Origin of the sequence: Collinsella aerofaciens, assembly GCF_028206795.1 — a bacterium.
GTDB lineage: Bacteria > Actinomycetota > Coriobacteriia > Coriobacteriales > Coriobacteriaceae > Collinsella > Collinsella aerofaciens_AX.
Genome location: NZ_JAQLFJ010000011.1, coordinates 62,712 through 83,968 on the forward strand (window position 1 = coordinate 62,712; position 21,257 = coordinate 83,968).

A 21,257-nucleotide genomic window follows, 5' to 3' on the forward strand; every position below is an offset into this window, starting at 1 on the left:
AAGCGTTCAAAAGCTTGGTGCGGCAACTGCACTTCTTAATATGCATAGAACAATCGCCATCTTGCATAAAATAAGGGCTCAGTCCGGGTTTGCCCGTGCCTACCCCCATCTGCGCCGTGCAAAAAATGGAGTTTTCAGCATCGCGGTACTGCCACTACCGTCGCAATTTTGCAACATACGGGCCCCGAAGCTATTTATGCCTGCCGATGCGCTCCCGAAGCTCATGTTTGCGCCCCTGAGACCACGATGCTTGTTCTAAAACGCACTATATATGCGCCTGGAGACGTTGATTAACGCTTTCGATGCGTATACACACAGCTTGGCGTGCTGAATATTCGCAAAAATGCACGTCGCTCCCTATGGGACCCGTCTGCAGCAGGCGCGAAGCGAATCGGAGCCCAGCTGGATGGGGCATGGGACGATGCTAGGCGTGCTCGTGGCCCTGCCGCAGGCCTTTGGTGCTGTGGAAAACGCCCGTGTTCGCGTCTGGCTGTGTGGTAAATGACAGACGGGGTGCCGGACGCGCGGACTTTGTGCGTTCGCGCTCATTAGAAAAAACAGAGCCGCCCGTATCGGGCGGCTCGGCAATCAAAAACCTTGGATTCGGGGCATACGCTACTGGTTTGCTTGCCCCTCGAGCATGCCGTCGAGGGTGCGCCAGGCGAGCTCGGCGCATTTGACGCGGGCGGGCATGTGCGAGATGTCCTGGAGCTGGGCGGCCTCGTCCAGATCTTCCAGGTCCTCCTCGGAGAGCTGTTCGCCGCGGATCATGGCGAGGAAGAGCCCTGCCAAGCGACGCGCTTCCTCGATCGTCTCGCCGGTGATGAGGTCGGCCATGATGTCGGCGCTGGCCTGACTGATGGCGCAGCCGTGGCCGGTAAAGGAGGCCTCCTCGATCACGCCGTTCTCGACACGCAGCTGCAAGGTGAGCTCGTCTCCGCAGCTGGGGTTGATGCCGTCGTGCTCGTGCGTGGGAGCATCCATCTCGTACTTATAGTCGGGGTGCGAGTTGTGCTCCATAAATGTGGTGGAGGTGTACAGATTACCCATTGAATGTGCTCCAAACGTGATGCAGGCCGGCGATGAACTTGTCGATGTCGGCCTTGTCGTTGTAGAAGGCCACGCTGGCGCGGCAGCAGGCAAGGTTCTCGACGCCCAGCCAGGTGAGCAGCGGCTGCGCGCAGTGGTGACCGGCGCGGATGCAGACGCCGTCCATGTCCATGATGCTCGCGACATCGTGCGGGTGGATGCCCTTGACATTAAAGCTCACGACACCGTGGTGGTTATCCCAATAGATTGAGCCGATGATCTGGACAAAGTCGAGCTGCATGAGCTCGCCCATCAGGTAGTGGACGAGTGCCTGCTCGCGTGCCTGGATGTTTTCGTAGCCCACCGTGTTGACGAGGTAGTCGAGGGCGGCGCCTGTGGCGAAGATGCCGGCGGCGTCCTGCGTGCCGGCCTCGAACTTCTCGGGGACGGGAGCCCAGACGGCGTCCTGCTCAGTAACCGAGTCGATCATCTCACCGCCGGTAAGCATGGGCGGCATGGCGTTGAGCAGGTCCATCTTGCCCCACAGCACGCCGATGCCCATGGGGCCCATGGCCTTGTGCGCACTAAAGGCAAAGAAGTCGGCGCCCAGGTCGGCCACATCGACCGGCATGTGCGGCAGCGACTGCGCGCCGTCGACGACCAGGTAGCCGCCGTACTTGTGCACGAGTTTGCCGAGGTTCTTGACCGGGTTCTCGACGCCCAGCACGTTGGAGACCTGTCCCACGGCTAGGATCTTGGTCTTGGGACCCACCTTGGCAAGAACCTCCTCGGTGGTGAGCTGGCCGGTCTTGGTGGGGTAGAGGTAGACGAGCTTGGCGCCGGTTTCGCGGCAGACCTGCTGCCACGGAATCAGGTTGGAGTGGTGCTCCATAATGGTGATGACGACCTCGTCGCCCGGTTCGAGCACTGTGGGCGCAAAGCTCTTAGCGACCAGGTTGAGCGACTCGCTCGTGTTGCGGGTGAAGACGACCTCGTTGGCCTGTGAGGCGCCGATGAGGTCAGCGATCTGCTGGCGGACCTTCGCGATGGCGTCGGTGGCCTCGACGGACAGCGAGTACAGGCCGCGCAGGGGGTTGGCGTTCATGCGCTGGTAGAAGTCGCGTTCGGCGTCGAGCACACAGGCAGGGCGCTGCGCGGTGGCGGCGCTATCGAGGAAGGCGATCTCGGGGTGCTGCTGGAACAGCGGGAACTGGCCCTTGTAGGGGTTGGTCTCGATGTCCACGGTGGGCCAGCAGCGCGAAGCCTCGTCGCTGGCGTCGAGCTCCATGGGCTCGGGGGCAGTACAGGTATCGCATTTAACGTGCTCGGTGTCGATCATGCGAGCTCCTCTTCAAAGTTGTCGATCAGGTTGTTGCCTAGGCGGACGACGGCGGCGCGGGTGCGCTCGTCGGTGGCGGAAAGCGCGGCGTCCTCCAGCTTGGCGCGGATGAACAGGTCCTCGGCGGCGTTTTGGTCAAGGCCACGGCAGGCGAGGTAGAACAGCTGCTCGTCGCGGACGTGACCGATGGTGGCGCCGTGGTTGCCGGCGACGTCGTCCTCGTCACAGAGAATGACGGGAACGGTCTTGTTGTCGACGCCCTTGTTGGCCAAAAGCACCGTCTCGCGTTCGGTGCCGGTTGCACCCTTGCAGCCGTGCACGAGGTCGATGGTGCCACGGTAGACCTTCTTGGACGTGCCGGTCAGCACGCCGTTGGCGTCGATCTCGCACTCGGTCTTGCGACCGCGGTGGCGCAGCTCGTAGTTAAAGTCGCGCACCTGCTCGCGGGCGCCCAGGTAATCGGTATCGATGGTCACCTTGGCGGTGTCGCCCAGCAGGTCGCCGGCAAGGCCGGTGGCGCTGGCGCCGGCACCCAGGACGGTGTGCTGCACGTTGACGCGCGCGCCCTCGTCCAGGAACAGGCCGGTGTCGTCGAGTGCGATCCAGCTGTCGTCGAGTGTCTGCGTGCAGGTCACGTTGACGGTGGCGTACTCGTGGGCGCACACGCGTAGCACGGAGCCCACGACACCCTCGCCGGTAACAGGAGAGTCTAGGGCAATATGCAGGTCGAGCGTTGCCTGCGGGCGAGCGACGACGTCGATGGCGGCGATGGCCGCGGCGGCATCGACACCGCTCACACGGACGGTAACCGTGGCGTGCTGGTATGCGGGCACATCGATGACGATGCGCTTGGTAGCGTGCTCGGCCAAGTAGGCGTAGGCAGCCTCGCCCATGCCGGTTTCGAAGGCTTCAGCAGGGGAGAGCTCCTCCTCGAGCTTGATGGCGCCGGCCTGGTAGACGGAGGTGGCGGGCACGTCGAGCTCGGTCTCGGGCGTGATGCGGGCGCGGTCGGCGGCATCACCGGGGGCGGAGGAGCGGCGCTCGGGGAAGTGCTCGGCCATGGCGTCCATGGTGGCGTCGAACGCGTCTGTCACGCCAATAAACTGCTCGCCCAAGCCTTCGACCTCAACGGCCTCCGCGGGAGCGGCGGCAAGCTCGTCAGAGAGCTCGAGCTTGGTCTGATTCATCTTCAGCCAGCCCCAAGTGGCAGCCGGCATCGCGTTGACCTGCTCAAGGGTGGTAGCAGCGGTGTTGGTTTCCTGTTTCATTATCCGATCGCTCCTTCCATCTCGAGCTTGATCAGGTTGTTCATCTCGACGGCGTACTCCAGCGGCAGCTCCTTGGAGACCGGGTTGGCAAAGCCGTTGACGATCATGGTGCGGGCCTCTTCCTCCGAGATGCCGCGGCTCATCAGGTAGAACACCTTGTCGTCGCCGATGCGGCCGATGGTGGCCTCGTGGCCGATGTCAACGTTCTTGGCGCGGATGTCCATGGCGGGGATGGTGTCGGAGCGGCTCTGGTCGTCGAGCATGAGCGACTGGCAGCTCACGGTTGCCTTGGAACCCTCGGCCTTGGGCGTGGCCACGATGGAGCTGCGGAAGGTCTGAATGCCGCCGCTCTTGGAGATGCCCTTGGTCTCGACGGTTGCCGAGGTCTCGGGGGCGTTGAGCACGACCTTACAGCCGGTATCGAGGTTCTGCCCGGCGCCGGCAAAGGTGATGCCGGTAAAGCTCGACCGGGCGCGGCGGCCGTTGAGCACACTCATGGGGTAGAGGTAGCCCACGTGGCTGCCGAAGGAGCCACTGATCCACTCTATGTCGCCATCCTCGTCCACGCGCGCACGCTTGGTGTTGAGGTTGTACATGTTTTTGGACCAGTTCTCGATGGTCGAGTAGCGCAGGTGCGCACGCTTGCCCACAAAGAGCTCGACGGCGCCGGCGTGGAGGTTGGCAACGTTGTACTTGGGCGCGGAGCAACCCTCGATGAAGTGCAGGTCGGCGTCGTCCTCGACGATGATGAGCGTGTGCTCAAACTGGCCGGCGCCCTTGGCGTTAAGGCGGAAGTAGCTCTGCAGCGGGAAGTCCAACTTGGTGCCCTTGGGCACGTAGACAAACGAGCCGCCCGACCATACGGCGCCGTGCAGGGCCGCAAACTTGTGGTCGGTGGGCGGGATGAGCGTCATAAACTTCTCGTGGATGAGCGGCTCCCACTGCGGGTCGTGCAGGGCCTCCTCGATGCCGGAATAGACGATACCCATCTTGGACGCGGTGTCCTGCATGTTGTGGTAGACCAGCTCGGAGTCGTACTGCGCGCCGACGCCCGCCAGGTAGCTGCGCTCGGCCTCGGGGATGCCCAGGCGCTCAAAGGTGTTCTTGATGTCGTCGGGCACCGACTCCCAGTCGTGCTTTTGGTCGGTGTTGGGCTTGACGTAGGTGACGATGTTGTCCATGTCCAGGCCCTCGATGGAGGGGCCCCACGTCGGGTCGGGAAAACGATTGAAGATCTCGAGGGACTTTAAGCGCAGATCGAGCATCCACTGTGGCTCGTCCTTCTTGGCGCTGATCTCGCGCACGATGTCGGGCGTGATGCCGGCGTCGAGGCGCTCGAATCCCTCCTCGCCGTAGGTGAAGTCGTAGAGGCTGCGGTCGATGTCCGCGACCTCGGTGCGGTTCTTGGTCATTGCGTCGCCCCTTTACGCCTGCTGCTCGGCAGCGGCGGCCTCGGCCTGGGCGCGCTGCTCGGCGGCCTCGCGCTCGAAGGTCTCAAAGCCGTTCTTGTCGATCCAGGGGATCAGCGAGGCATCGTCCTCGCGCACGATGTGGCCCTTGACCATAACGTGGACGCGGTCGACATCCAGGTGCTCCAGGATGCGCGTGTTGTGCGTGATGATGAGCATGGAGCCGTCGCAGCTCTTGCGGTAGGCGTCCATACCGTGGCTGACGGTGGACAGGGCGTCGACGTCCAGGCCGGAGTCGGTCTCGTCCAAGATGGCGAGCTTGGGCTGCAGCAGCAGAAGCTGGAGCATCTCGACCTTCTTTTTCTCGCCGCCCGAGAAGCCCACGCCCAGCTCACGGTTGAGGTAGGCGGTATCCATGTTAAGCTCGGCCGCGAGCTCCTTGACGCGACGACGGAATTCCTTGCCCTTCATCTCCAGGCCGGGGCGGCCGGCGATACTGGCGCGCAAAAAGCTCGACAGTGGCACGCCGGGGATCTCGACAGGGGCCTGGAAGCTCAGGAACAGGCCGGCGCGCGAGCGCTTGTCGGTGGTGAGCTCGGTGATGTCCTGGCCGTCAAAGACGATGCGGCCGTCGTTGACCGTGTAGACGGGGTCGCCCATGACCAGGTGGCCGAGGGTAGACTTGCCGGCGCCGTTGGGGCCCATCAGCACGTGGGTCTCGCCGGCGGCGACGTTGAGGTTGACATTGTGGAGGATGGTCTTCTCGTCCACGGAGGCGGTGAGACCTTCGATGGAAAGCAGCGGATTTGCGCTCATGCTGTCCCTCTCTGTATATGGTGTACTCATAGGTGTACTAAACCCTAGGAATCTTCTCGGAATAAAGTTACTATGGGTTCGGCGTTAGTCAAGGGAAAACCCGACTAATCCACTCGACTTTTCAAATTCTGGGACAAAATAACCTGTTGTGTTTGTCCCACTTACTTAAGATTTGGGACAAACAAACCTGGTTATGTTGTTCCAGATGCGATGGGAGGGTAGGTATGCTCATTTCTTCTAAGGGCCGCTATGCCCTCCGGTTAATGATCTATATCGCGGCGCTGGGTGACGCCGAGGGCAAGATTGCTTTGCGCGAGGTTGCCGACCGTGAACATATCTCGCAAAAGTATTTGGAGCAGCTGGTTCGTCCGCTCATGAAGGCGGGCCTGCTTAAGAGCGTGCGCGGCAAAGGCGGTGGCTACATGATGGCCAAGGACCCCGCCGAGGTGCGTGCTGGCGACATCCTGCGCGCTGTCGAGGGCAGCACGGCGCCCGTGGCGTGCGACGGCATCGACAACAGCTGCACCCGCAGCGATTTGTGCTCAACCGTCAAGTTCTGGCGCGGCCTGGACGACGTGATCGAAAAGTACGTCGACGGCGTGACGTTGGCCGACCTGGCCGCCGTCCCCGAAGTCAACTTCAACATCAAGCTGTAGGTTTAGCGCAATTCCTTAAGATTTCGCGGAGGGTTGTTGCCGTTTACCGAGGGGTTGTTGTGCAACAACGGGTGAGCTGCAATACTTAATTCTATCTTTGCAAACTGCACTTTAACTACACCAATGCAGGGAGGATCTTATGCAGCGCAAGCATTCTGCTATTGTCGCGGGCCTGACGCTGGCGCTTTCGTTTGGCGCCGTTTCCGTGCCGGCACCCGCCGCTGCCGAGGAGCCCACGCCGGGCGTTGCCTCGGATGCGACCGATATCGATAAGGGTCTCTATACCCAGCAGTCCTTCTCGGGCGTGCTGAGGTCGGTCCAGGGCGTTTCGTTTGTTAACGTGACCCCCGAGATGAAGTACTTTACCAAGTACGAGAGCCATGGCAACTATAACCAGGGCTTTTCGTATGGCGACGGCTATAACGCGCTGGGTTATTACCAGTTCGACCGTCGATGGTCGCTCATTCCGTTTATGAAGCAGGCCTACAACTACAACCCCGAAAAATACAGCATGCTCAAGGATGCGATTGATCGCGGCAGCGAGATTTCCAACACGAGCAATGCCATGTACGAGAACGGCCAGCTCACCGAGTTGGGCCGTATTGCGCAGGAGGCTTTCCAAGGTGCTTATAACACCGACCCTGTTGAGTTCTCGGCTCTGCAGGATGCGTATGCGTACAACTCGTACTATGCGGTGACCGAGGCGTGGCTCAAGAGCGGCCTGGGCATTGATATTTCGGGCCGTGCCGATTGCGTTAAGGGCATGGTGTGGAGCATCACCAACATGTGCGGCACCGGTGGCTGCAGGGACTTCTTCCGTTGGGCAAACCTTTCTAACAGTATGACTGATCGCGAGTTTGTGACGGCGCTTTCCAACAGTGTGGTCAATAACGTGGCGACCAAGTATTCGAGCCAGCCCCAGTATCATGAGGGCTGGAAGAACCGCTACCGCAACGAGCTGAAGGACTGCTTGGTTTATATCGCCGAGGACGAGGCCGCTGCCGCTGCGACGCCCGTGCAGCCCGAGCCCACGCCGGCGCCCTCGCCGACGCCTGATTCGAATGACGACTCGAGCGACGATGCCAACGATGACAGGATGGATGCGCCCTCGACCGGTGCTGACGGTGATGGCTCTGCTGGTGGCACTACCAACAACGGCTCTACCTCGAACGGCTCCGATTCAAACGGCTCTGCTGCGGGCGATTCGTCTTCAAGCTCTGCCGGCAATACGGACAGCGACGCTTCTGGTTCGACCGGCGCTGGCACCTCTAACTCATCCACCGGCTCGAGCGATTCGTCCGTTGGCACCGGCTCTAACAACGGCTCCGGCTCTGACGCAACCCCTGGTTCCGATGCTTCCAAGGATGACTCGAATAAGGCGCCGGACGTTCCCGTTGCTTCGCCGGACAAGAAGCCTTCTTTCTCCGAGCAGCTTGGTTCTACGCTGGGCTCTTCGCTGATGGCTGGCGTCAATAACGGCTCGACCCAGAACAAGGGCAACTCTGATCAGGTTTCCACGGAAAAGATCGAAGCCGCAAAGGGCGACTCCAAGGACAAGGCTTCCGAGAAGACCGAATCCGATAAGGGTTCTAGCTCTGAGGAGAAGAGCGACAAGTCCGAACAGAAGAAGGACGAGGATAAGAAGTCTGAATCTGAGGAGAAGGACAAGAGCAAGGCCGAGGGCGAAAAGAAACAGTCCGAAGACGACGACAAGAGCGGTGCTGACAACCGGGTCCAAGAGCAAAATGACTCCAAAACGGTGACCACCACGACCACGACGACTACAACTACCAAGTCCTCGGGCGGCAACATGCCCAAGACGGGCGACTTGATCGTGATGGCGAGCCTTGCTAGTGCAAGCTTGGCCACACTGGGCGCTACGTCTATCGTAAGTGGTAAGCATAAGCTCGATCAGCAGAAGAAGGCTTCTGGGGAGGACGGCTCGGAGGAGTAATCTTCTAGATCGTTTTCTATAAAAGTTTGGGACGGGGTCCGGTGCGGCGGCATCGGGCCCCTTTTTTGTTGTGCAACGATTTGTTATGCCCCCTCGGGGGTCTGTTGCTACCGTTGCCCGAAACGTTTGCATGTCGATATTATTGTGCTCTACCCGCTCGCTACAATGGGCATCGTGCTGCGTTAGAAGGAGAGTCTACGGTGTCTGAACAGGTGAATTGTGGTTTTACTCATGCGTTTGGTGCACGGTTGCTCAATCATGCGGATAGCGCAGCTCTACCGGTTGATGCACACGACTTTTCCGATGCAATCAATCGGTGTTTGCTCGTCGATAAGACTATGTTTATTGCCGATATATTGGACAGTGAAGCACCTGTTGCGTTTTGCTGTCGGCCCAAGGGTTTTGGCAAGAGCATGAATTTATCGATGCTCAAGTGCTATTTGGAACGACCTGATCACCGGCTGCCGGATCGAAGCCTGTTCGCTGGTACCCAGATTTGGCAGGCGGGCGGCGGTCGCTATCGTGATGAGTACGCGAGTTATCCGGTCATCACGCTCGACTTTTCAGCTGCCGCTGCGGGGCGCGACGCCGATGCTGCGGCGGCTATTCGCAGCGCTGTCGCGAACGAGTGCGCCCGATTGCTGCCGCTGCTTGCCGCACCTGATCTGTCAAGACGTGAAGTCCGTCTTATCGAGAGGGCGGCGCGTGGGGTGGCCAGCGATAAGGAGATCGATGCGGCGCTTGGCGTGCTTATCAAGCTGCTCCAGGCAGCTTTCGATGAGCAGGTTGTTCTTCTGATAGACGACTACGACGCGGTATGTCCAAAGCGTTTGGACGCTAAGGACGACGGTAGCGTGGATTCCCTAGAGTCGCTCAGCCGAATGTTGTTCGACACCATTGCCGATGCCGGCGACTCGTTGCGATTGACGTGTCTGATGGGCGAGCGCCCCGGTCATGCCGAGTTTGCGTTGTCCCAACGTGGGGTTTCCTATCGGTCGGCGACAGCGTTGTCGAGTTGGTGTGATCGATGGTTCGGTTTTTCGGACGACGAAGTCCAAGTGCTGTTGGATTGCATCGGTCGCAACGGCTGTCTGGATGACGCGCGTGAGTGGCTCGAGGGCTATCTGTTTGGTGGTTTTTATTGCTCGAGCCCGGAGCGCGTGGTGGACTACGCACAGCGCGATTGCGTCGCGCCCGTTCGGGCGGATCTGTATGGTTACGCCGACCGTCTGAGCGCATGCGTCGGTGACTGGAATCTCATGCGCCTGTCCGCATTGTTCGATTTGGTTGAGCCGCATGGGTTTATTGAGGCGCCAGTGCATGTGCATGCCGAGGAGGTCGATGCCGCCAAGCCCGAAGATATCTGGACTGCGCTGTATCTGTCTGGATTTCTTACGACGGACATGACAGGGCATTCGGAGGACGGCGCGTGCCTTCGTTCCCTGCGCCTGCCTAACAACGAAGTGCGTCAGGCGCTCCGTCTTGTAATTCTGGAATGGTTTGAGTGCGCCGTTGAGGACGTTGGAGTTATCGACTCGTTCCATGACGGGTTGTGTCGAGGAGACGAGGACGCTGTAAAGCAAGCTTTGAGCTGTGCTATCGGCGATCTGGGCATCGATGTGGACAAATCAGATATGCCGACAGCCTATCATCTGGCGCTGCAGGGGCTTTGCTTTGGACTGTCCGGCTATTGCAATCCCAGCTCCAAGCGAAGTGGCGTCTCGGATCGCTGGGATATCCAGGTGATTCCCACCGGTCGGGTGTTTGACGTGGCCGACACGCTCGGCATGCTCGATGAGCGACCGCTCATTACGATCAACATGTTGTATGACCCTGGCGTCGATGCCCTGGGCCTGGAACTGTTAGCGGTTCAGGCGCTGCTCGACATAGAGCGCGACGGCATCGATGATATCCGCGTGCCGCGCCCCGCCGTCGGGCGCATGCGTTGGGGCTTTGGTTTTGACGGTCAGCGTGTGTCCGTGGTGTGCCAACGACTGTAGCGGCGGGCGAAAGCCCTTTACTGTTCTGCGTCCTTCATGGGCGGCATGGGCTTCCAGTTGGGGTCCTTGATGATCTTGCGGGCGTCCTTCATGCCGCGGCGCAGCGCCGGAATGCCGGTCTTAAAGCACTTGTCAACGGCGGCCAGGCGAATGAATTCCTTGCAGAAGGTCGCGGCGTTGCCCAGACGGAACAGCACTGGGTGGTAGTCGCCGTAGATCTGCATGTAGCGTGCCAGATAACCGCGGTTGCGCATGATGTAGTAGCGGTTGGTGTCGCTCGTGGAGTTGAGTTGGCGCTTGCCGGCGATGTCCCAGTTGGAGACGGCGCGGGCGCGCTTGAGCACCACGTCGGCGACCACGGCGGCGGGGAAGTGCTGGCTGGCGACATAGCCGTAGCAGGCGTCGTCGCCATAGATGAAGAAGCGCGCGTCGGGCAGGCCGATCTTGTCGACAACGCGACGCGAGAACAGGCCGCCCTCAAAGCACAACTGGTTCATAGGACGATAGCCCTCGGGGCCCAAGTCCCACTTGGCGATGGGATTGGGGATACCAAGCGAAAGGATCAGCTGGTACTGCCAAAAGAACGCGCCACCGTCGAAGTCTAGGCGTGAGCCCTGGATGACGTCGTAGCGGTCGGTCCACTTGGCAAGGCGCTCGATGCCCTCGGGAATGACGAGCACGTCGTCGTCCATCACCCAGAACCACTGGACGCCTAGGTCGTAGGCGCATTTGGTGCCGGCGGAGAAGCCGCCCGCGCCGCCGCCGTTTTCGAGTTGCGGCGCGTAGATGACACGGTCGGTGCCGCCCTGCGCGTCGGGCTGCTCGGTGTCGATGCCCCACAGGCTGGCCAGGCGCTCGTTGAATGCGGTGCACATGGCCTCGGTCTCGCGCGAATTCTCGTTATCGACAATCACGATGCGCCAGGGCGTTGCCGTGAGCTCGGTCATGGAGTCGAACAGGTTGGCCAGGAGTTCCTGGCGCTTGTACGTAACGACAACGATGGCGAGCTTATCGATGGGAGTGGGAAGGGTTGAAGGCATGGGGCAATATATCCTTTCACGCGCGGCGGGCGAGCGCTGCGCGGAAGCTATCGAATACGTCCTTGGGACTGTCCTATTGTAAAGGCTCGGCGCACCTTGACGGCAAGCTTTGAATAAAACGCAGGAACCTGCCACGGGTGTAGCGGCTTTGACGTCTGACGGCAGCGTGTCTATTGCCGCTTGAGCTTGCGAACGATAAGGCTTCTAGCTGCATCGATGATGAGGAGCGCCAGAGCAAAGACGATGCTAATGACGGTACCCGTGATGATACATATAGCTGCCGGGCTGTTTTGGCTGGCCAGCATGTTTGCGAGCAACGTATTGGAGACGGGACGCCACAGGCTACTGGTGAGCGACTGCATCACATAGAAACCGAGCGTGGCGGTCGATAAGGTGACGATGACACCCGCAGTCCGCGGATTGCCTGAGGCACTGCGTCGGGTTGCCGCAAAGAGCAAGGAGGCGGCAGCGAGGGCAAACGAGATCAGCGAGGTCGATTTGTAGGAGAGGGCTGCCATCGCCGTGAGGTTGCCGGTGAAGGAGAGTGCTCCTTCCAGGATGGTGGCGAGCGCCAAAACCGCTGCGAGCGACCGCATGCCCAAGGCGCCCGCCCTGTCCGAATCCACGGCATCGGTAACGTCGCGGAGCAGCCCGCCGATCAAAAACGCGATTACGTACGTGGCAGCGCTCATGAGTTTCTGGAGCCAAGAAAACTCGCCGGCGCTTGTCGCACTCATGGCGGCCAAATACCCGTTAACAACAAATGCGAGGATGCCAACGGCGATGACCGTCGTCGTGTAGCTCTTCTGGGAGAGTCGACACTTAGCCAGTCCAAACCATGGCGCCATGAAGACCGTGGCGGCATAGACCCAGATAAACTCAAGGCCTAGCGTGTATCAGTAGTGCGTGTTGAGGGTAACATCGGGAATGGGGGAGACGACCGTGGACCACGCGAGCGCCACGACGCAATAAAACGCAGTGGGCATAACGACCTTGCCTAGGCGCTGCGCCGTTCGCTGCATTTGCGACTTCCACGTTGCCCCACCGTCCCAAGCACGCGCGGCAGAAGCGATGAGAAAATAGCCCGAGATCATAAAGAAGACCTCGTTGGCCCAGCAGCCCAGCAAGTTAATAAAACCGAGCACGCCGGAATGGGGGAAGGCGGCAAGCGGCACGTATTCCGGCAAGCCGGCACAGGTTGCCTGGAAGGTCCACTGAAAGGTGTGGAACACCGCGATACCGGCGACCGCGATTAAGCGCAGCGCTTCGATGGGTATGTTGCGTGCGGCTTTGGGCTGCATGACGTCCTTTCGTATCGGTTTCTCCTCTGTGAGCTCCATAGATTATATAAACGCCCGCTGGCGCGCTGACCCTTTGATACCATGAAACGACAGGTATTTCCTAAGGAGCACATTTGTCTACTAACGCCTCTGGCAGCCCTGTTCTGTCGCTGCTTATTCCCATTTACAATGTTCAGCGCTACCTGCGCGAGTGTCTCGATTCCGCCCTGGCGCAGACGCTCAAGGATATTGAGATCATCTGCATTAACGACGGGTCGACCGACAACTCGCCGGCGATTATCCGCGAGTATATGGAGCGCGATGGGCGCGTCAAGATGATCGACAAGGCCAACAGCGGCTACGGCGACTCGATGAACCACGGTCTGGAGATGGCGCGTGGCAAGTACGTTGGCATCTTGGAGTCCGATGACTTTATGGCGCCCGACGCACTCGAAAAGCTTGTCTCGGCCGCCGATAGCAATAATGCCGACTTTGCGAAGGCGAACTTTGATTTCTACTGGTCTAAGCCCGAGGAGCGTCGTTCGCTGCACGAGATGTTTAAGGCAAGGGATTGTGGCAAACCGGTGCATCCCAGCAATACGACGCAGTTCTTTAAGCAAAAACCGTCGATTTGGTCGGCCGTGTACCGTCGTGATTTTCTTGAGCGCAACGGTATCAAGTTCCTGCCGACTCCGGGGGCATCCTTTCAGGACACGTCATTTGCCTTTAAGGTGATCGCGTGTGCCGAAAAGGCTATTTACCTGCATGATGCCGTGTTGTCGTATCGCCAGGACAACGAGAATTCCTCGGTCAATTCTTCGGCTAAGGTCTTTTGCGTCAATACCGAGTATGCCGAGATTGAGCGTTGGATTCGAGAGGATTATGCCCGCGACCACGCAAGTGATGACGTCGCGCGCATGCTCAAGTTCAACCAACTCATTAAGTACGATTCGTATATGTGGAACTACGTGCGCTTGGCGCCTAAGTTCTATAAGGAGTTCCTGGTTCAGATGGCCAAGGAGTTCCAAGCGGCCTTGGACGCGGGGGAGTTTTCGCTTGACGACCTCAAGCCGTGGAAGCGCGCAAATCTCGCTGCCATCCTCAAAGATCCTGAGGGCTGGGTTGACGAGCATCCGAGTTTTGCGACGGATGGTGCCTTGGGGCGTGCTAAGTATTACGCCTCGGTTGGAGGCCCAGGCGTGGTTGCTGCCTTCCTCATCGAATCGCTGAGGGGGTAGGTCGACATGGGAGAGACTTTGACCCCCAAAGCGACCATTGTCGTCCCCGTTTACAACTCTGCGCGCTCCATTCAGCGATGCCTCGATTCGCTGTTGGCTCAGTCCGAACGCTCGATTCAGGTTGTCTGCGTCAACGACGGTTCGACTGATGATTCGTTGAACGTGTTGCGCCAGGTCGCGCAGGCCGACGATCGCGTACTGGTGATTGACCAGGAAAATGCGGGTGTCTCGTGTGCTCGAAATGCCGGTATCGATGCCGCCGAGGGCGAGACCGTCTTTTTTGTGGACGCCGACGATTATATCGATGCCCAGACGGTCGAGCGCGTACTGCATGCCATGGAGTCTGCAGATGCCGAGGCCGCCGTTTTTGGCGGCGTCTGTGAACCAGCCGATGCTGCCCCCAAACGCGTCCATCAACTCATGAGCCCCAAAGCCGGTACCTTCGACGCCCGTGATCCCCAACTTCTGTTCCATTCGAATGCGCAGCCCTATGCCTGCCGCGTGGCTTTTTCGCGCGAGCTGCTCAATCGCGAAGGCATTCGCTTCGCCCCCGGTTTGGCTTTGGGCGAGGACGTCGTCTTCCAATTTGCGGCTTATGCGCTTGCCCGCAAGACCGTCGTCATGCCGGACAAGTTCTACCACTACGTGATGGAGAGCGAATCGGCGACGCACGAGTTCAACAGTGCCGAGGCTCGCGCCAAAAAGCTTGACGCCCACATGAGAATGCTCGAGGAGGTCTTGGAGGGCTGGGCGGCCTACGGTCTTTTGGACCTGTGCCCCGGCGAGCTGATCACCTGGTTCCTGGACCTCATTGTGTTCGACCTGGCGCGCTTGGATGCCGATGACTTCCATCGCGTGGCGGCTCGCGTCAACATGGACCTCACGACGTTTTTGGGAACGGAGTGGGCGGATATGCCTGCTAAGGGCGCCGTTCGCCGTGTTGCCCACAAGCTCGTTGCGGCGACCTCGGGCGTTTCGATGGCAGATGCCGCGCTGTTCTATCTTTCGACTCGCGGTCTCAAAGCCTGCCTGGAGCGTTTTATCTAATTCCAAGCGCTGCCGCCCGCCGCAACTCGGCTGCTAAAATAACCCTGTTACACGCTATTCAACAGGAGGTTCTCTTGCAGAACTCTGATACCCCTAAAGTTTCGCTTCTTGTTCCCATCTGCAATGTTGAGCGCTACCTGCGTGAGTGCCTCGATTCCGCCGTGGCGCAGACGCTCAAGGACATCGAGATCATCTGCATCAACGACGGCTCCACCGATAGCTCGCCAGATATCATCCGCGAGTACATGGAGCGCGACCCCCGTGTAAAGATGATCGACAAGGCCAACAGCGGCTACGGCGACTCGATGAACCGCGGCCTGGAGATGGCGCGCGGCGAGTACGTGGGCATCCTTGAGTCCGACGACTTTATGTTTGAGGATTCACTCCAAAAGCTGGTCGCCAAGGCCGATGCCGAGCATGCCGATGTGGTAAAGGGCGACTTTTACCTGTATTGGTCCACGCCCAGCGAGCGGCGTGAGCTGTTTGGGATCATCGACGAGCATATGACGGGCGCCGCGTATCGCCCCGTCGATCGCCCGGGCATCTTCTACCGCAAACCTTCCATTTGGTCGGCTATCTACCGGCGCGAGTTCCTCAACGACAATCAGATTCGGTTTCTTCCCACGCCAGGTGCTTCGTATCAGGATGCGGGTTTTAACTTTAAGGTCTGGGCATGCGCCGAGCGTGCTGCGTTTATCGCGGACCCCATTTTGTGCTATCGCCAAGATAACGAGAAGAGCTCCGTTAATTCTCCTAACAAGGTGTTTTGCGTGTGCGACGAATATACCGAGATGCAGCGCTTTTTGGATGAACGCCCCGAGCTTAAGGCTCAGCTTCAGGGTATTTTAATGCGCATGAAGGTCGATACGTACCGTTGGAATGATGAGCGCCTGGTCGATGAATTGCGCGAGCAGTTTTGGGAGAAGGCATCTCCCGAGCTCAAGGCCGATTGGGATGCCGGTCGCTTTGACCTGTCTCTCTTCGACCCGCGTGGCGAGACCGACTTGCGACTGATGGTCAAGTCGCCCCGCGCCTATATCGATTCGCGCTTTGATTTTAAGAAGCCGGGCAAGCTCAATACGTTTAAACACTACTTTAAGATCGGCGGCCTGCCGCTGGTCTGGCGCGTGCTGACGTATCAGCGCGCCTACGGCGACAACCCGCACCCCGATGACGTTCCGGTCGCACAGTAGGAGCACTTGACTATGGCTACCCCCAAGATTTCCGTTGTCGTTCCTATCTATAACGTGGAGGAGTGCCTGGCCTGGTGCCTGGACTCCCTGCTTGCGCAGGACATGCCCGATTGGGAAGGCGTGCTGGTCAACGATGGCTCGCCGGACGGTTCGCGCGATATTGCGGCTGCGTATTGCGAAAAGGACGCGCGCTTTACGCTGGTCGATAAGCCAAACGGGGGCCTGTCGAGTGCGCGTAATGCCGGCATCGCTGCGTCCACGGCGCCTATCGTCGCGTTTTTGGATTCCGACGACCGGTTTACGCCCGATGCATGCCGCGTGATCGTCGATGCCTTTGAACGCGAGGATTGCGACGTGTTGACCTTTGGCGCGAATCCGTATCCGCTGGAGGCGGGGTATCCGTGGCTTAACTATGTACTGAGCCCGCGCGATGTGTCGTTTGAAGGCTATGGCTCCGACCTGCTGTTTAAGGAAGCGTCTCGCCCCTTTGCATGGCGCACCGCTTGCAAGCGTGAGTTTTTGCTGGGCAACGGGATCGTGTTCGACGAAACCGTCAAGTATGGCGAGGACCAGGTCTTCGATTTTGCCGTGTACGGTCGTTCGCGCAAGACCGCGCTTATCTCGAACAGGCTGTATGACTACCGCGTGGCGCGCAAGGGCTCGCTCATGGACACCATGCGCTATGACGACGAGACGCGCCTGTTGGAGCACGTGAAGATATACTCCGCGGTACTGAATGATTGGCACCGCGATGGGCTTGATGCCAAGCATGCGGACGACCTGGCATATTTCCTGTGCGATCTGGTACTGTATGACGCGCTCAGGTTGTTGGGGATGGGCTGCGGCAAGGTGTTTGCCGCCGCCGCTGCTGCGCTCGCCGGTTCTCCCGTGGGCAGTGATGCCGCGCTCACACAGTGCGTACCTTCGGTTGCTGCCATGGTGCGTGCGGCGCTTGCCAGCGAGGCCCCCAGTGGCCGCACGTGCAAAAAGCTCATGTTCGATTACGACGTCTTGAGGTTTGGGTGTCTGGGTGCCTGCAAGCGCATGGCAGCGAACGCCCTGGGAAAGCGAGAAGTGTAGATGAGTATCAAGCGTTTGGCACTTTGCCGCAGTCAGGGCCGTCTGTTTGTGCTGCTTCGTTTTGCCGGTCAGGATGTCGCCGCGCTTATTGAGCGGGAGGGTTCTCAAGCGTTTGCCCATGCGACGACGAGCGGTTCTTCTGTGCCGTCGCTGGCGTTCCCGGTCGATCATGGCCGTGTACTGGCGCTTTGCCCTTCCGTTTCCGATTACGAGCGCGAGCTCGCCGTCTTGGTGCTTCCCTTTTTGGACGGCTCTACGATTGACGTCACATTTGCATCCGGTGACCAAAGGTTGGGCTCCATTCGCCTCGATAGCCGCGTGGCCAAGCTGGAATCCAAGATTAACTACAAAGCTAAGCCTGCGCTGTGTGCGCTTATCCGCGATGCGCAGCGTGGCGAACACTGCGGCCTCTACGAGATCGATGCCATTCGCTATTTGCCGGCAGACGCCGGCGCGGTGTGGCGCTATGAGGTTACCTGGGCGGGAGACCCCCAGTGCGCACCTGAGCTCCAGATCTTCGATACGCATATGAATGCCATCGATGTCACCGTGCATGTGTTCGAATCGCAGGTCAATGTGCCGCAGCAGAACGGATGCCGTGTCAATAAAACGTATCTGAGCGTAGAGATGCCTCAGGATATACGAGATTTTGTCGCGATTGTGAGCGATCCCACAGAGCGGATCCAGAACGGGTTTTGCGCTATGGATGGTCGCCTGTACAACGGCATGGTCGACGATAGCTGGAACCGCATGAAGGACGCGCGTGCAGACGACGCAGCTTATCGGCGTTGGTTTGAGCAACATCGCGCAAAGCCGGCCGATTTGGTGTGCCAGCGTGTCGCTTCGGCGGCCTTTGCCTATAGGCCGCTTGTGAGCATTGTGGTGCCGTGCTACAAGACTGATCGGGTCTACCTGCGCGAGCTGCTGGACTCGGTGCTAGCCCAGAGCTATGACAACTGGGAATTGCTCCTTATGGACGCCTCGCCCGAATGGGACGCGGTGGCCGCCCTTGCGGCAGGCGCTCATGACGAGCGCGTTCGTCGCATCGAGCTTCCCGGCAACGGCGGCATTGTGCTCAACACCAACGCTGGTATTGAGCAAGCGACGGGCGACTACATCGCGTTCTTGGACCACGATGACATCCTGGAACCGGACGCGTTATTCCACTATGTTGCCGCGCTGAACAAGGTTGCCGAGGGCGAGCGTCCCCAGGTCCTGTTCTGCGACGAGGACATGTTCCAGAAAACGGGGGAGTGGGGCCAGCCGGTCTTTAAGACGCGGCTCAACGTCGACCTGCTCTATAGCCATAACTGCGTGACGCATTTTCTGATGGTGGAGAAGGCACTTATCGATCGCATTGGCATGTCTCCGGAAGATGTTGCGGGTGCCCAGGACTACGACCTGACGCTCCGCTGCCTTGCGGCGGGCGCACGGTTTGAACATGTTGCGCACGTGCTGTATCACTGGCGCGTGCATCCGGGATCGACCGCCGATGGTTCTGCCGATAGCAAGCCGTATGCCATCGAGGCCGGGCGCCTTGCGCTGCAGCGCCACTTTGATTCGTTGGGCGTTCACGGGACGGTCGAGGAGACCGAGACGCCGTTTGTCTACCGCATGCGCTATGCGCTGCCGGAGCCTGCGCCGCTGGTGAGCATTGTGATTCCCACCAAGGATCACATTGAGACGCTCGACGCCTGTGTAATGTCGATCGCCCAGAGAGTCACGTATGCCAATTACGAGATTGTCTTGGTGGAGAACAACAGCGAAGCCCCGGAGACGTTTGCGTATTACGAAACCCTGCCAGAGCGCGTGGCTGCAGCATCTGAAGGCAAGGGCATCGCGCGCGTTGTGTACTGGCCGGGCGAGTTCAATTACTCTCAGATCATTAATTTTGGCGTGGAGCATGCCAAGGGCGATTACCTTCTGCTGCTGAACAACGACACCGAGGTCATAAGCCCCTACTTTATCGAAGAGATGATGGGCTATATGCAGCGTCCCGATGCGGGCGTGGTGGGCGCCAAGCTCTACTTTGCCGATCATCTGGTGCAGCACGCGGGCATTGTGGTTGGCGTGCGTGGCGCACTTGCCCATGCCAACCAGGACTTCTCGGCAAAGCGCGAGGGCTATCTTGCCCGCGCTGTGCGCCCGGGCAACTTTAGCGCCGTAACGGGTGCCTGCCAGATGGTGCGACGCGACGTATTTGAGCGCGTCGGCGGCTACAACGAGGAATTCGCCGTTGGCTTTAACGACGCAGACTATTGCCTGCGCGTATGGGAGGCGGGCTACCGCACCATCTATACGCCCTATGCCGAGCTGTATCACTACGAGTTCACCTCGCGTGGCAGGGAAGAGGCCAACGAGGAAAAGCTGCGCCGCTGGAAGCGCGAGCAAGCGCTGTTCATGCAGCGCTGGCCTGAGTTTTTCTTGACGGGCGATCCATGGTTGGGGCCGAACCTATCTGCCGAGAGCGAGTACTTCTCGCTATAGTGCGAGGTGATGTGGAAATCCAGCATAGGGCGGCGGCGTGCCATGATGTATTTGCATGAGCGTCCGGCTGTTTATTAGGTATTTACAGTTAGGATAAAATTAGATTTGTTATTTCATCAAATACGCTGGAGAGCGCAATGAATAGTCCTATTCGTCAACAAGATATGTGCGATCAAAAGCCTTGGCTTACTCCTTGGGAACAAGTCTCCCATCTTAAGAGCAAGGGTGTCCGTTTCCGCTATATGAGCGAGGCAGAGGCGGTCGAGTATCTGACGAAGAACAACAATTACTTTCGCTTGCGCTCGTACCGCACCGGATTTCCAAAGGTTTCTGATGGAAAACGCAAGGGTGAATATGTCAACTTAGATTTCAAGATGCTTGTTGACCTTTCGATTATTGATATGTTGCTTCGAAACGAGATGATTTCGCGCACTCTTGATATTGAGCACTTCTGCAAAGTTGACTTGCTGGGCAGGATAGAGCAGCATGCCGAGGACGGTTACGAAATCGTTCAAGACTATTTAAGCGAGCAGGATACATTTGATAGCAAGGGGAATGTGACCAACTGGGTCAAAAAAGAGATTTCACGTTGTGAGTCGAGTGCCTATTCTGCAGGCATTCTTGCAAAATACAGTGGTTTTAATATGCCTGTCTGGGCCTTTCTGGAAGTTATTACCTTTGGCGCCTTTAATTCATTCATTTTGTTTTGCGCCAAACGGTTTGACGATGATGAGCTTCGCGATAGGTTTTATTTGCTTCGCGTGGCAAAAGATCTCCGCAACGCGTGTGCTCACAATAGTTGCATTCTTAATGGTCTTGCTTCGGGTGAGAATGCCCGAAGGGCAAATAACGGTGTTATGAAGGCATTGAGCAAAATAGATGGGATTGGCTCTTATCAGCGTAAGGCAAGGATGAGCAATGAGCGAATACGCCAGATTGTCACAACGCTATATCTGCACAAAGAGGTGTCTTCTAAAGGCGTTATTAAGCACAAAGCACAATCGCTTTCCAAGTTTATTTCTAGGGCAAATCGCAACATCAACTACTATAAAGGTGCGGAGGTCATAACTTCCTCCTTCTCGTTTTTGTCGAAAGTGATCGGCGCATGGTATTTCTGTGACGCTGAAGATATGCCTTCTTGCGATTCCTAGGCATCTGGTGCAAAATATTTCCCACTTCGAAAAGCGGTTCGGCCGTTTTGCAAGGGGGCTTCTCTTTATGGGACGCCCTCTATTTTTTTATGCCGCGCAAATCGGAAGATATTACGTTTTCGGCTACTGCTTTTTTCAATCCCCAACGGTTGTAGATCAATACCTACCGCTCGCACTTGTTGCTTAACAAATGGGTGACGCATAATTTCTTTCGCAAATTGACAACCGCATAGCGGAACACGGCCCGCGCCCCGTCATATGATTTCTAGC

At 58.6% G+C, this 21,257-nt stretch carries 15 protein-coding genes and 1 pseudogene; 9 read left to right on the top strand and 7 right to left on the bottom strand.

The annotated features are described in order from the left end of the window. Positions 1-615: 615 nt before the first annotated feature. The 5 genes from sufU to sufC are packed head-to-tail and all read right to left on the bottom strand — an operon-like array spanning position 616 to position 5,861. Positions 616-1,050, bottom strand: coding sequence for a Fe-S cluster assembly sulfur transfer protein SufU (gene sufU / locus PMX70_RS08175; protein WP_271743329.1), 435 nt, complete (start codon positions 1,048-1,050; stop codon positions 616-618). Then, positions 1,043-2,368: an aminotransferase class V-fold PLP-dependent enzyme gene (locus PMX70_RS08180; protein WP_206428119.1), complete on the bottom strand. Its 1,326-nt coding sequence runs from the start codon at positions 2,366-2,368 to the stop codon at positions 1,043-1,045. Before PMX70_RS08180 ends, sufU begins: the two co-directional genes overlap by 8 nt. Then, positions 2,365-3,636 (bottom strand): SufB/SufD family protein, encoded by a 1,272-nt coding sequence (locus PMX70_RS08185; protein ID WP_271743331.1) that lies wholly within the window; start codon positions 3,634-3,636, stop codon positions 2,365-2,367. Before PMX70_RS08185 ends, PMX70_RS08180 begins: the two co-directional genes overlap by 4 nt. Next, positions 3,636-5,048, bottom strand: a complete 1,413-nt coding sequence (gene sufB / locus PMX70_RS08190) for a Fe-S cluster assembly protein SufB (RefSeq protein WP_022094821.1) — start codon at positions 5,046-5,048, stop codon at positions 3,636-3,638. The genes PMX70_RS08185 and sufB overlap by 1 nt, the downstream gene beginning before the upstream one ends. A gap of 12 nt (positions 5,049-5,060) precedes the next feature. Further along, on the bottom strand, positions 5,061-5,861 hold the full coding sequence (sufC, locus tag PMX70_RS08195) for a Fe-S cluster assembly ATPase SufC (RefSeq protein ID WP_006235561.1): 801 nt from the start codon (positions 5,859-5,861) through the stop codon (positions 5,061-5,063). Between the two features lie 224 nt (positions 5,862-6,085). On the opposite strand from sufC, the gene PMX70_RS08200 reads away from it, so the two are divergent. The 3 genes from PMX70_RS08200 to PMX70_RS08210 all read left to right on the top strand — a co-directional run bounded on the left by PMX70_RS08200 (position 6,086) and on the right by PMX70_RS08210 (position 10,471). After that, positions 6,086-6,517: an RrF2 family transcriptional regulator gene (locus PMX70_RS08200; RefSeq protein ID WP_117772965.1), complete on the top strand. Its 432-nt coding sequence runs from the start codon at positions 6,086-6,088 to the stop codon at positions 6,515-6,517. Positions 6,518-6,656: 139 nt separating this feature from the next. Continuing rightward, positions 6,657-8,471, top strand: a complete 1,815-nt coding sequence (locus PMX70_RS08205) for a VgrG-related protein (protein ID WP_271743332.1) — start codon at positions 6,657-6,659, stop codon at positions 8,469-8,471. A gap of 212 nt (positions 8,472-8,683) precedes the next feature. Continuing rightward, complete coding sequence (locus PMX70_RS08210; RefSeq protein WP_271738869.1) at positions 8,684-10,471, top strand: AAA family ATPase; 1,788 nt, start codon at positions 8,684-8,686, stop codon at positions 10,469-10,471. A 17-nt stretch (positions 10,472-10,488) separates the two neighbouring features. On the opposite strand, the gene PMX70_RS08215 is transcribed toward PMX70_RS08210, so the two are convergent. Beyond that, positions 10,489-11,511, bottom strand: a complete 1,023-nt coding sequence (locus PMX70_RS08215) for a glycosyltransferase (RefSeq protein ID WP_271738844.1) — start codon at positions 11,509-11,511, stop codon at positions 10,489-10,491. 170 nt (positions 11,512-11,681) lie between these two features. Beyond that, positions 11,682-12,851 (bottom strand): annotated as a pseudogene (locus PMX70_RS08220) (acyltransferase family protein). A gap of 74 nt (positions 12,852-12,925) precedes the next feature. On the opposite strand from PMX70_RS08220, the gene PMX70_RS08225 reads away from it, so the two are divergent. The 6 genes from PMX70_RS08225 to PMX70_RS08250 all read left to right on the top strand — a co-directional run bounded on the left by PMX70_RS08225 (position 12,926) and on the right by PMX70_RS08250 (position 20,987). Beyond that, complete coding sequence (locus PMX70_RS08225; protein WP_117772959.1) at positions 12,926-14,029, top strand: glycosyltransferase; 1,104 nt, start codon at positions 12,926-12,928, stop codon at positions 14,027-14,029. Positions 14,030-14,035: 6 nt separating this feature from the next. Next, positions 14,036-15,076 (top strand): glycosyltransferase family 2 protein, encoded by a 1,041-nt coding sequence (locus tag PMX70_RS08230; RefSeq protein ID WP_117563896.1) that lies wholly within the window; start codon positions 14,036-14,038, stop codon positions 15,074-15,076. Positions 15,077-15,150: 74 nt separating this feature from the next. Next, positions 15,151-16,269: a glycosyltransferase family 2 protein gene (locus PMX70_RS08235; protein ID WP_158558594.1), complete on the top strand. Its 1,119-nt coding sequence runs from the start codon at positions 15,151-15,153 to the stop codon at positions 16,267-16,269. Positions 16,270-16,281: 12 nt separating this feature from the next. After that, positions 16,282-17,349 (top strand): glycosyltransferase family 2 protein, encoded by a 1,068-nt coding sequence (locus PMX70_RS08240; RefSeq protein WP_271743335.1) that lies wholly within the window; start codon positions 16,282-16,284, stop codon positions 17,347-17,349. After that, complete coding sequence (locus tag PMX70_RS08245; protein ID WP_271743337.1) at positions 17,350-19,836, top strand: glycosyltransferase family 2 protein; 2,487 nt, start codon at positions 17,350-17,352, stop codon at positions 19,834-19,836. A gap of 137 nt (positions 19,837-19,973) precedes the next feature. Then, positions 19,974-20,987 (top strand): Abi family protein, encoded by a 1,014-nt coding sequence (locus tag PMX70_RS08250; RefSeq protein WP_271743338.1) that lies wholly within the window; start codon positions 19,974-19,976, stop codon positions 20,985-20,987. Positions 20,988-21,257 lie beyond the last annotated feature (270 nt).